10 protein-coding genes are annotated in these 12,151 nt (G+C 56.6%); 3 read left to right on the top strand and 7 right to left on the bottom strand.

Annotated elements, in window-relative coordinates; translation table 11 throughout:
* Positions 1–91 precede the first annotated feature (91 nt).
* Complete coding sequence (hrpA, locus tag RTP97_RS01655) at positions 92–3,994, bottom strand: ATP-dependent RNA helicase HrpA (protein ID WP_312410279.1); 3,903 nt, start codon at positions 3,992–3,994, stop codon at positions 92–94.
* Positions 3,995–4,196: 202 nt separating this feature from the next.
* Between hrpA and azoR the strand changes: the two genes are divergently transcribed.
* Positions 4,197–4,802, top strand: coding sequence for an FMN-dependent NADH-azoreductase (gene azoR, locus RTP97_RS01650; protein WP_312410276.1), 606 nt, complete (start codon positions 4,197–4,199; stop codon positions 4,800–4,802).
* 405 nt (positions 4,803–5,207) lie between these two features.
* On the opposite strand, the gene RTP97_RS01645 is transcribed toward azoR, so the two are convergent.
* The 4 genes from RTP97_RS01645 to zinT form a co-directional block, all read right to left on the bottom strand.
* Positions 5,208–5,903: an HNH endonuclease signature motif containing protein gene (locus RTP97_RS01645; protein WP_312410275.1), complete on the bottom strand. Its 696-nt coding sequence runs from the start codon at positions 5,901–5,903 to the stop codon at positions 5,208–5,210.
* A 135-nt stretch (positions 5,904–6,038) separates the two neighbouring features.
* Positions 6,039–6,221 (bottom strand): YnbE family lipoprotein, encoded by a 183-nt coding sequence (locus RTP97_RS01640; RefSeq protein WP_312209673.1) that lies wholly within the window; start codon positions 6,219–6,221, stop codon positions 6,039–6,041.
* Positions 6,221–8,854 carry a YdbH family protein gene (locus RTP97_RS01635; RefSeq protein ID WP_312410274.1) on the bottom strand — a complete coding sequence of 878 codons (2,634 nt, stop codon included), beginning with the start codon at positions 8,852–8,854 and terminating at the stop codon, positions 6,221–6,223. The genes RTP97_RS01640 and RTP97_RS01635 overlap by 1 nt, the downstream gene beginning before the upstream one ends.
* A gap of 89 nt (positions 8,855–8,943) precedes the next feature.
* Positions 8,944–9,597: a metal-binding protein ZinT gene (zinT, locus tag RTP97_RS01630; RefSeq protein ID WP_312410273.1), complete on the bottom strand. Its 654-nt coding sequence runs from the start codon at positions 9,595–9,597 to the stop codon at positions 8,944–8,946.
* Between the two features lie 120 nt (positions 9,598–9,717).
* Here zinT and RTP97_RS01625 point away from each other — a divergent pair, with 120 nt between their 5' ends.
* Both RTP97_RS01625 and hslJ read left to right on the top strand, forming a co-directional pair.
* Positions 9,718–10,707: a 2-hydroxyacid dehydrogenase gene (locus RTP97_RS01625; protein WP_312410270.1), complete on the top strand. Its 990-nt coding sequence runs from the start codon at positions 9,718–9,720 to the stop codon at positions 10,705–10,707.
* A 115-nt stretch (positions 10,708–10,822) separates the two neighbouring features.
* A complete protein-coding gene (gene hslJ, locus RTP97_RS01620) occupies positions 10,823–11,245 on the top strand; it encodes a heat shock protein HslJ (protein ID WP_312410268.1) in 423 nt (140 codons plus the stop codon).
* Here hslJ and RTP97_RS01615 read toward each other — a convergent pair whose 3' ends face one another.
* Entirely contained in the window at positions 11,246–11,512 is a 267-nt protein-coding gene (locus RTP97_RS01615; protein ID WP_312410265.1) for a DUF333 domain-containing protein, read from the bottom strand.
* A gap of 138 nt (positions 11,513–11,650) precedes the next feature.
* Positions 11,651–11,845, bottom strand: a complete 195-nt coding sequence (locus tag RTP97_RS01610) for a cold-shock protein (RefSeq protein WP_312410402.1) — start codon at positions 11,843–11,845, stop codon at positions 11,651–11,653.
* Positions 11,846–12,151: the final 306 nt, after the last annotated feature.

Genomic DNA, 12,151 nt, shown 5'->3' with positions numbered 1-12,151 from the left:
GGGTCAACGCCCGGCGGCGGCAGGCCTTGCCGGGCCTACACCCTATGCAGGCTCCGTAGGCCCGGTAAGCGCAGCGCCACCGGGCGTGGGGTTAGGCTGAGATCTGCTCCATCGCCTGTAGGATACGCTTGTCCGATATCGGATATGGCGTTCCCAACTGCTGAGCAAAGAAGCTGACCCGCAGCTCCTCGATCATCCAGCGGATCGCCTGCACGTCGTCATTGTTACGGCGATTGGGTGGCAGCTTGTTCAACCACTGCTGCCACGCCTGCTGGACCTGCTCTACCTTCAGCATCTGAGCGCGATCGCGGTGCGGATCCACCGCCAGCTTCTCCAGCCGCTTCTCGATGGCCTGCAGGTAGCGCAGGGTATCGCCCAGGCGGGCAAAGCCGTTACCGGTGACAAACCCGCGATAGACCAGACCTGACATCTGCGCTTTCACATCCGACAGCCCCAGCGCCATGGTCATATCCACGCGCCCTTTCAGGCGCTTGTTGATATTGAACACCGCAGTCAGGATCTGCTCTACCTGCTTGGCGATCTCTACCACCGTGTCGTTCAGCTCGGCGCGGACCTTCTCATGCAGCGCCGCGAAGCCCTCTTCCGTCCATACCGGTCCGCCCGCCTCGTGGATCAGCTTATCCACGCCGCAGGCGATACAATCGTCGATCAGCTCCAACACTTTACCGTAGGGGTTAAAGTAGAGCCCCAGCTTGGCTTTATTGGGCAGCTTCTCGTGCAGATATTTAATCGGTGACGGGATGTTCAGCAGCAGCAGGCGGCGCAGGCCGCGCCACATGGCCTGCTCCTGCTCCAGCGGGTTATCGAACAGCTTGATTGCCACGCTATCACGCTCGTCTACCAGCGCCGGCCAGGCCTTCACCTTATAGTTACCGCGCTTCTGCTCATAACTCTGGGCGAGCGTGCCGAAGCTCCAGATATGCAGCCCGCTCTGCTCGATGCCGTCATCGGCCACTGCCGAGAGCGTCTCCTGCACTTTGCCTTTCAGGCTCTCCTTCAGCGCCGTCAGGTCACGCCCCTCTTGCAGCTTGCGGTTTTTATCATCTACCACGCGGAAGCTGATCTTCAGGTGATCGGGCACCTGCTCCCACTGCCACGCATCGCGATCGACGGTGACGCCGGTCATGCGGCGCAGCTCGCGCTCCAGGGCATCCAGCAGGGGCAGCTCAAGCGGCGTGACGCGGCCCAGAAACGCCTCGGCGTAGTTGGGCGCAGGCACAAAGTTACGCCGGATCGGTTTCGGCAGCGACTTGATCAGGGCGATAATCAGCTCCCGGCGCAGGCCAGGGATCTGCCACTCGAAGCCGCTCTCCTCTACCTGGTTGAGCAGCGGCAGCGGAATATGTACCGTTACGCCGTCGGCGTCCGCGCCCGGCTCAAACTGGTAGCTCAGGCGCAGCTTCAGGTTGCCCTGGTGCCAGAAGTTGGGGTAGTCCAGCTTGCTAACCTGCTCCGCGCCCTCTTTAATCAGCATGCTCTTTTCAAAGTTGAGCAGATCCGGCGTCTCGCGGCTGGCCTTTTTCCACCAGCTGTCAAAGTGGCGGGCAGAGATAGCATCAACGCTGATGCGCTGATCGTAAAACTCAAACAGCGTGTCGTCATCCACCAGGATATCGCGGCGGCGCGACTTATGCTCCAGCTCTTCAATCTCAGTGCGTAGCTTCAGGTTGTCGCGGAAGAAGGCATGCCTGGTCTGCCAGTCGCCCTCCACCAGCGCATGGCGGATAAACAGCTCGCGGCTGAGGGCCGGATCGATCTGGCTGTAGTTGACCTTACGCGCAGCCACCACCGGCAGGCCGTAGACGGTGACCTTCTCCGTCGCCATCACTGCGCCCTGAGCCCGCTCCCAGTGCGGCTCGCTGTACGAGCGCTTGAGTAGATGCTGGGCCACCGGCTCAACCCACTCCGGATCGATGCGCGCGGCGATACGCCCCCACAGGCGGCTGGTCTCGACCAGCTCGGCGACCATCGTCCACTTCGGCGGCTTTTTAAACAGGCCGGAGCCGGGGAAGATGGAGAAGCGAGCGTTGCGCGCGCCGGTAAACTCCTGCTTGTCGGCATCCTTCATGCCGATATGCGACAGCAGGCCGGTAAGCAGCGCGATATGAATTTCAAGGTACTCTGCCGGCTCGCTGTTGACCGCAATACCCAGCTCTTTCACCACCTGGCGCAGCTGGGTATAGATATCCTGCCATTCGCGCACCCGCAGATAGTTAAGATAGTCGGTGCGACAGAGACGGCGGAACTGGTTTGACGACAGCGCTTTCTGCTGTTCGCCAAGGTAGTTCCACAGGTTCACAAAGGCGAGGAAGTCAGACTCTTTGTCGTGGAAGCGGCGATGTTTCTCATCGGACGCCTGCTGCTTGTCCATCGGCCGCTCACGCGGATCCTGAATAGAGAGCGCGGAGGTGATGATCATCGCCTCGCGCACGCAGCCCAACTTCTGCGCCTCCAGCACCATACGGGCCAGACGCGGATCCACCGGCAGCTGCGACAGCTGACGCCCCTGGGGGGTGAGCTTGTAGGCGGTCTGGCTCTCATCGGTGGTGATGGCCCCCAGCTCCTCCAGCAGGCGCACGCCGTCCTGAATATTGCGGCGGTCCGGCGCTTCGACAAATGGGAACGCCGCGATGTCGCCCAGCCCGAGGGCGGTCATCTGCAAAATGACCGACGCGAGGTTGGTGCGCAGGATCTCCGGATCGGTAAACTCCGGCCGCGAGAGGAAATCATCCTCGGAGTAGAGACGAATACAGATCCCCTCTGACACACGGCCGCAGCGCCCTTTACGCTGGTTGGCCGACGCCTGCGAAACGGGCTCAATCGGCAAGCGCTGCACCTTGGTGCGGTAGCTATAGCGGCTGATACGCGCCGTACCCGGATCGATTACATACTTGATGCCCGGCACGGTGAGCGAGGTCTCCGCCACGTTGGTGGCCAGCACAATACGTCGCCCGCCGTGGGGCTGGAAGACGCGGTTCTGCTCGCTGTTCGACAGACGCGCATAGAGCGGCAGCACCTCGGTATGGCGCAGGTTGAGCTTGTTCAACGCGTCGGCGGTGTCGCGAATTTCGCGCTCGCCGCTCATAAAGATCAGGATATCGCCGGGACTTTCGCGTCCCAGCTCGTCAACGGCGTCAAAAATCGCCTGGAGCTGATCGCGCTCGGTATCATCCGCCTCCTCGACGATGGGGCGATAGCGCACCTCCACCGGATAGGTGCGTCCTGAGACTTCGATAATCGGCGCGTTGTTAAAGTGGCGTGAAAAGCGTTCCGGATCGATAGTCGCCGAGGTGATGATGATCTTCAGATCCGGGCGCTTCGGCAGCAGCTCTTTGAAGTAGCCCAGCAGAAAATCGATATTCAGGCTGCGCTCGTGCGCCTCATCGATAATGATGGTGTCGTACTGCATCAGCAGGCGATCCTGCTGGATCTCAGCCAGCAGAATACCGTCGGTCATCAGCTTGACCATGGTGTTCTCGCTGACGTGATCGCTAAAGCGCACCTTGTAGCCAATCGCGCCGCCCGGCTCGCTTTTCAGCTCCTCAGCAATACGGTTCGCCACGGTGCGAGCCGCCAGACGACGCGGCTGGGTGTGGCCGATCAGGCCCTTCACGCCCCGCCCCAGCTCCATACAGATCTTTGGCAGCTGGGTAGTTTTACCCGAACCGGTCTCACCAGCGATAATCGTCACCTGGTTGTCGCGGATCGCCTCCAGGATATCCTGCTTCTTCTGGCTAACCGGCAGATTGTCCGGATAGCTAATCTCCGGACGTGCCGCCGCGCGCCGCTCAACAACTGTCGCGGCTTTGGCGATCTCCTGCGCCATCTCTTGCAGGATGGCCTGCTGTGATTCAGGATTTTTAACCTTCTTCACCCCATGCAGGCGGCGGGCAAAGCGCTGCCGATCCCGGAGCATCAAGTTGTCGAGGTGATTGTTGAGGTCGGCGAAGGATAATTTTTGTTGTTCTGTCATAGTGTTATCGGGCAGGGCACTGCCAGTAAAATCTCGCTTTTACGTTGATTGTAGAGTACCACATCCACTTCCGCTTTGACTTATTCAAAAAATTCGAATGTAGGCTTCGATATATTGCGCTATTCAAGGCGCTGATTTGTGAATAAAGTGGCAAGCAATTACTTGGGGGCGAACCTCATCAAATACAACAAAGGAAACACCCATGAGCAAAGTATTAGTTCTTAAATCCAGTATTCTGGCAGGGTACTCGCAGTCTGGTCAGCTGGCTGACTATCTGGTCGATCAATGGCGTGAAAAGAACGGCGCGGATGAGATCACCGTACGCGATCTGGCTGCTAACCCGATTCCGGTCCTGGACGGTGAGCTGGTTGGCGCGCTGCGCCCAAGCGATGCGCCGCTGACTCCGCGCCAGCAGGAAGCACTGTCCCTCTCCGATGAGCTGATTGCCGAGCTGAAAGCCCATGACGTGATTGTGCTGGCGGCCCCGATGTATAACTTCAACATCCCGACCCAGCTAAAGAACTACTTTGACCTGGTGGCCCGTGCGGGCGTGACCTTCCGCTACACCGAAAATGGTCCGGAAGGCCTGGTGACCGGCAAGCGCGCGGTTGTGCTCTCCAGCCGTGGCGGCATCCATAAGGATACCCCGTCCGACCTGATCGCCCCGTACCTGAAGCTGTTCCTCGGCTTCATCGGCATCACCGACGTCAACTTCGTGTTCGCCGAAGGCATTGCCTACGGTCCGGAAGTAGCGACCAAAGCCCAGGCCGACGCGAAAGCCGCTATCGACAGCATCGTTACCGCCTAAGCATTTTCCCCTTCTGCTGTGGCAGAGGGGGCTCTCTACCCTTCCCGCTCTCTTTATTCTGAGCCGCGCCGCAAATCCCTTACGCCGTTATCCCCACTGCGCCACCCGCCGTTAGAATGCTGCTGGGTGCTTGAGGCTTTTTGCGGCTTCAGGCATGTCGGGAGTCCAGAAAGTTGAAAGCCCCAGGAGATATTTCTATATCCCTGAGGCTAACGACCAAACCCAACAATTTGGATGTTAGCCCCTTCTTTGCATGGAGGCAATAACATGCCGACGAAATATGCCCTGGTGGCAATCATAGTGCTATGCGGTACGGCACTGATGGGGAGCAATCCCCGCAACAGCCAGATCGGGTTTGAACTCAACGCACCTTTTTTCTATTTGTTAATGATGTATTACCAGAGATTATGTTTTCTCAGTCCATTTTTTTCTATGCCAGGCGTAATACATTTTACTTTGCTCCCAATTGGCTACGCTGAGACCTTCTAACCTTGACAATACTTTTTCTAAATATAATGTACTTATTGCATTTGGATTTTTAAAAATTTTCCCTTCGCTTACGTAGATGTATCCTTGCTCAAATAAATCATCACAACCCAACTTACACATTAAGCCGGCAATAGCATCGAAATCTAGCTTTTCCTCAGTAGAACATTCAGCTCTTTTCTTTATATGAGCTGCTACGAGCAGCTTTTCTGGCAACGTTGAGCCACATATAACACACTTCCCAACCATTTGTTTTTTAAGTAAATACAACCGAAGGAATGTCTGCTCCGCCCTGCGTTTACGTGTAGAATCGAGATCAAGCTCAAGAGCTGAAAAGCTTTTTTTCAACTCGTCTAATAGCGTATAGCTATCTGTAATTCTGATATTTTTACTAACAACAAATGAAGGAGCAATATTTAAAGCTGGATTGGACATACGCGCTCCATATCCTGCATCAACCAAAGCCTGAAGTTGCTCTGATGTCTCCACTCGAATATAGTCGGCCTCAAAGCGAGAGTGTGAGGCTACAAACATGCCATCTTTATGTTTGTGCGGGTAGAGTGGCTTACCCACATTGTGTTTGCTTCGCTTACTAACAAAGGCTTCTAAAGCCATATCTTCTTCCTTACAACAGGACCGGTTAAGCCATACGTTTATGCGGGGAGAGGTCGCTTTTCCGGGTGACTAATTGCGTGCTGATATCGTCATTTTTCTCTCCTGATAATCATTAACGCTGGTAATGCGACCGTCCTACTTCTGCTCTTTCAGCAAGGCCTCCACCTCTTTATCCGCCTTGATGTTGATGTCATGCTCAATCTTCACGTTCATATTGATGGTGATTGGCTCCTTAGGGGCGGCCACCTCTATACGCGGCGTGCAGCCGCTCAGGGTTAGCAGAAGCAGCAGACCAAAAGAGACTTTTAGGATCTTCATTATTTTTCCTTACATCCTCGATTGGATGAACAGCCCGGCAGAGCCGCATGCTGTTCAAGCCATGTCTCTACGTTGTCGCCGTAGCGCAGGCTACGCCACAGGGTGAAGACGTTTTCTTCATGATGGTAGTTGAGATTCACGGTGTTGCGCTTCCCCTCGGCGTAGCTGGTACCGTGCAGCGTGGCCTGAAGCGTCAGCTCTCCCTGGTTATCCAGGTTGAGCGTAGTCCACGATCGGGAGATCTCCATGTAGCGCAGCCAGTTGATGGCCGCCCCCGCTGCGATATTCTTCTTCGCCAGCGCGTCGGCGGTATCGTTATCAAGACGCAGCGTCAGCGCAGCGGGACTGTTTAACCAGCCGTCTTTAATCAGCCACTTCTCATGCTCCAGCCACAGCGGCAGTGCGCCGTTGATCGGCCCCGAGAGCGCAATCTGCTTCGGATGCAGGGCAGTAATTAATTCGCTTGAGGAGATATGTTGCAGGCGCAGCAGGGCCGCATCGTGCTGGGGCATCCGCAGCTGCTGCATGGTCACTTTGCCACCCAGCAGATCGACGCTGACGTCGCTGAGCAGCAGCGGGTTATCTTCCCGCCAGGGGTAGGCTCCCTGCAGATCGGCGGTGAAGTTGCGGGCGGTCACCTGGTTGGTAATCTCAGCAATGCGCAGGGACACCGGCCCACGCGTGCCAAACTGCCAGCCTGCCTCACTAAAGCGGAAAGGCAAGATAAAGTCGACGCCGTTAAATTTATTATCGGGCAGCCAGACGCTGCCCTGACGGATCACCCCGTGACCACCGGCTTCAAATCCCTGATCCGCCGCGGCGGAGAAGGCAATTTGCGCATACAGCTCGCCGTCGCGCAGATCCATCTTCCAGTCGGGTGGCACCAGCGGCTGAAAAACGCTTAGCGGCTGACGCGGCCACCACGCCTGGCCGCGCAGACGTTCGCCATCCCAGCGGCCGTTTACCCGTACCGGCCCGATCGCCGCCGCATGCAGATCGCCTTTAAACTGAAACCGGGTAGGCTCCTTACCCTTGACGCTGAACTTAAGCGTCGAGGGTGGCAGCGCCCCGCCGCCGTTAATAGAGGTCTCCTGCGCGTCCAGCGCCAGGGCACCGCTGAAGTGCGGATGCTGCGGATCCCGAGACCAGCGAATGGGCGCATCAAGCACCATTCTGGGCTGGCGTATTTGCAGGCTGCCATACCGTAACTTATCAAAACCGGTAGAGAGATCCGTCAGAACGATTTCACTGTTGCGCCACTCGCCCCGGCCCTTGACGTCCCAGCGCGCCTGCATCGGCGTAAAGTTGCCGTCGCCCCAGTAGGCCCACTGCCACAGCCCGTTATCCGGCAGAAAATCCTGCGCCCGACCGTCGAGATGCAGCACAAAATCCCCTAGCTGCGCCTCATGGGCCCGCAAAATAGCCTGTAGCCGACCGCCCACGCCCTGGCGGGTCAACGTGACGCCCGCCAGCGGCCAACGAATCTCATCAATATTCAGGGAGTCAATCACTCGTCCGCGAGAGCGCAGCAGCGCACCGGGGGAGAAGCGCAGCTGCGGTTCGGCCAGGGAGCCGGTTAGCTGGGCGGGCAGCACGGCATAGAAGATCAGATCCTCCTGCTTCGCCTCGCCGGTGAGCTGGAGCGGCATCGCGCTCTCTTTTGTGCTCAGGCGTCCTGGCCCAAAGCTCAGCACCGCATTGCCTTTGCCAGCCTGCCCCTGGGTTAACACGTTCAGCCGACCGCTAATCTCGCTCTTCTCCAGCCCCTGCTGCCAGTTCTTTACCTGTAAACCAACGCGTCCGCTCAGGGGAACGCCCGCCTGATACGGCCACTGCCAGCGGCCATCGCTGATTGTCAAACGCTGACGGGTCAACTGCCACGGTAGATCGAGGAGCGGATCGGGGTTATCCCTGGCCATGATAATCAGCTGGCCTGTGTTATCCCGCCACTCCAGCTCGGCATCAACGGGAGACGGGACCTGCGGCAGGCTGAGCGTCGCGGTGGCACGCCCGTCAACCGGTGCACCGGCAGGCAGGCGGGGTAGCGTAAACTCGCCCGACAGCGCGATCGGCGGCTGACCGTCGAGCAAAGAGAGCGCCAGTTCGTTAACGGTTAACGCCTGCCCGCGCAGGGTAGCATCAAGCGTAAGCCGGTCACCGTGGTAGCGTACCTGCTGAACCTGCGGCGTTAATGAGAGGGATAACGTCCCCTGCCACGCCTGGAAAGGTGACACTGTCACTCGCTTAACGTTGACCCACGCGTAGGGCAGCATGGCTTGCCACTCGGCCAGAGTGCGCGGCGCGGCGGTTGAGGGTTCAGTTTGCGGGAGCTTTTCAAGACAGGTCTGGTTGAGATCGACCGCATCGATTGTTACCTGCCAGCGGCTGGGGTGGGTAATCTCTGCGTTCTGGATCCACGCCAGGGGGCAATCGCCCACCAGATAACGCAGATCGGGGATTTGCAGCGCGTGCCGGGTCAGGCGCGGGCTGGCCTCCAGCATGATACGGGTACCTGCGGGTAGCCAGATACCCGCAAGCCCCGGCAGCCACTGAGCGAGCGTAAGCAGCAGCGTCAGCGGCAGCAGTATCAACAGCAGGAGAAGCGCAATGGCGGCTTTGTATTTACCCTTCATGGGCAAGTCAGCGTCCCGAAAAGTAACTCAAACTGACGCCATTGTGCCACGTTAAGCTGTTGATTACATACTATCAACGACCCTTACTTTTAGTGGTGCAGCATTTCATCGACCACCTGCTCCTTGCTGAGCTGATACGGATAGTAGGTTGGCCAGTTGTCCATCTCTTTCAGCAGCGCCTCCTGGGAAGTGTTGCCCATAAAGATATGGAAGTGTGCCGACTTGCGTGGGGCAATGGTATGGTCGCTGAACTGCACGAACTTCGGTGCACTGCTGCTGGCATCTTTACACTCAAACAGATAGCGCACCCCTTTTTTGCCGGAGGCGTAGGTGAGAATTTTATAGCCCGCAGATTCGTACTTACAGCTGCTCACCTTGTCACCGGTATGAAACTCCATTACGCCGTTCTCAATGCCCAGCGTATCGATGTCGGTCATATACCCCTTGCGGTAGTACTCTTTAATCTCATCAGCGGTTTTACTCTTCTCTTTCTCAGCCTTCTTTTTGAAAACCGGATCGAGATCGCCGCTCAGCAGGTACGGGTAGATAGATTGCCACATGCCGTCCCAGTCGCTCAGCTCGCGCGCTTTAACGTCTTTATCATCGAACACGCCCTCGGCGGCTTTTTGCTCCTGCGCCGTCAGCGGTTTACCGTGCGAATGGTGACCGTGCGCCAGCGCCTGTCCACCCATCAGTAACGTTCCCAGAGCCACTGCAAATTTTCCAAAATGATTAGCCAACATCTTACCCTCAGTCCATGTTAAGAATTGAGATGTTATAATATAACATAAACGACATCAAATCTTATGTTAAGAAGTATTGTAAATGGCTATAATTACTCCTAAATCACTGGAGAACAGCCTATGAAACTCGCGGTATACAGCACCAAGCAGTACGATAAAAAGTACCTGCAACAGGTTAACGAGAGCTATCAATACGATCTTGAATTCTTCGACTTTCTGTTAACGGAAAAAACTGCGAAAACGGCCCACGGCTGCGACGGGGTGTGCATCTTTGTTAATGATGACGGCAGCCGTCCGGTGCTGGAAGAGTTAAAGAAGCACGGGGTTAAGTTTATCGCCCTGCGCTGCGCCGGGTTTAATAACGTCGATCTCGACGCGGCAAAAGAGCTGGGGCTGCGCGTGGTGCGCGTCCCGGCCTACTCTCCTGAAGCAGTCGCCGAACACGCCGTCGGTATGATGATGACCCTTAACCGCCGTATTCACCGCGCTTACCAGCGTACCCGCGACGCTAACTTCTCGCTGGAGGGGCTGACCGGCTTCACTATGCACGGTAAAACCGCAGGCGTAATTGGCACCGGGAAAATCGGCATTGCCGCCCTGCGGATCCTAAAAGGCTTCGGTATGCGCCTGCTGGCGTCCGATCCCTACCCGAGCGCGGCTGCGCTAGAGTTGGGCGTCGAGTATGTCGATCTGCCGACGCTGTTTGCCAGTGCCGACGTGATCACCCTGCACTGTCCGCTGATGGAAGATAACTACCACCTGCTTAACCGCGACGCCTTTGCCCAGATGAAGGATGGCGTAATGATCATCAACACCAGCCGCGGCGGCCTGATCGACTCCCAGGCGGCCATTGAAGCGCTGAAGACACAGAAGATCGGCGCGCTGGGGATGGACGTGTATGAGAACGAGCGCGATCTCTTCTTCGAAGATAAGTCGAACGACGTTATTCAGGATGACATCTTCCGCCGCCTCTCCGCCTGTCATAACGTGCTGTTCACCGGTCACCAGGCGTTCTTAACCGCCGAAGCGCTGATCAGCATCTCGCAAACCACGCTGGAGAACCTGCGTCAGCTGGAAAACGATGACCACTGCCCTAACGCGCTGGTCTAAATGTGAAAAAAGTGCCTCCCTCCGCCAGCGGAGGGAGTTTCAGACTATCCCGCAAGACTTCCTCCACCGTACTGATAAAATAGAATTTACCACGGAGAATCTTCAGGGAATCAGTATGAAAAGAGTGATGGCATTAACCGCATTGTGTGTTCTGCTGGCAGGCTGCGTGCGGGACGGAAAGGTCTCCGTGACCAGTGAGCAGCTCATTGGCCACCGCTTCGTGCTGGAAAACGTCAACGGCACCGCTGTTACGCCGGGCGAGAATCCACCCGAGCTGCGCTTCGGCGAGAAAATGGCCATCTCCGGCAGCATGTGTAACCGCTTCTCCGGCCAGGCAAAACTCTCCGGCGGCGAGCTGTCGGCGAAAGAGCTGGTGATGACCCGCATGGCCTGTGTTGATCCGCAGCGTAGCGAGCTGGATACCGTTATTGGCACCCTGCTCAAAGAGGGCGCGCAGGTAGACCTTACCGATAGTCAACTGACGCTGACAACGGCGGATCAGACTCTCATCTATAAGCTGGCTGACGCGGCGCAGTAATCAGTAGCTGCCGCAGGCGCCTGAGACAAGAGATTGCTCGCTACAGCGTTTACCGTTAGGCAGCGCACACATGCCCGTGGCGGAGCCATCCAGCTGACGGGCAATTGAGAGCGAGCCGCCAATCATGGCGCAGTTGGCCTGCCCCGTGCTTGACATAGCAGCCTTCAGACCCGGCGCAACGTGTGCTGCCGTGGCCTGCTGTACAGGCTCGCTGCTACATGCCGAAAGTAACCAGACGGCACACCCTACCCATAACGCTGTACGCATTTCTTCTCCCCCTCTGAATTAGCAAAACCTATGCATAATAGGCAGCGTAGCGCCTGACGTCGAGAGGAGGATGCGGGTTTTCTGTCCGGCATAGCGTTTTTTACCACTCTGGCGCTATGCCACAGGTTTGATGGTGGTTTACGCCAGGGTGCGTAAATCCAGCGCTACGTGGGCAGCGGAGAGAGGTGCTGAGACGTTATCCAGGATGACCATGGAGGATTTACAGAAAATGCATTTTGCGCCGAAGGGATTGGCTTCGCTAACGTCAAAATGTGAGGTTCTGTACTGTGACCCATGACAGCATGGGCAGCGGAAATGTATGTGATTAGTAATAATAGTATCCTTTTTTCATAATTATGTTCAACGAGAGCTGGCCGTCTGGGCCTGCCTTAACCCGCTGATTCCCATTAAAAGTATAGCGGTAGTTATTGTCGTTGCAGAGAAAGATGCAGAGAAAGTTACAGGCTGACTAGATTTTCTATCAGCGGGGAAAACATCTACAGGGAAATATCAGAAGATACAAACAGTGAGAGGGTTTCTTGGAGTACAAAAATAATTTCAGTGCTACATCGTTAGGCTATTAACGCATGATTAACCGCACAGTGCAAGGGGTAAATTAAAATAGTTTGCCAGTGCTAC

Origin of the sequence: Pseudescherichia sp. (genome assembly GCF_031998825.1) — a bacterium.
In the GTDB taxonomy this organism is placed as follows: Bacteria; Pseudomonadota; Gammaproteobacteria; order Enterobacterales; family Enterobacteriaceae; genus Pseudescherichia.
Note: the sequence above shows the minus strand (reverse complement) of the source record. Positions and strands in the feature narration are given on the sequence as shown.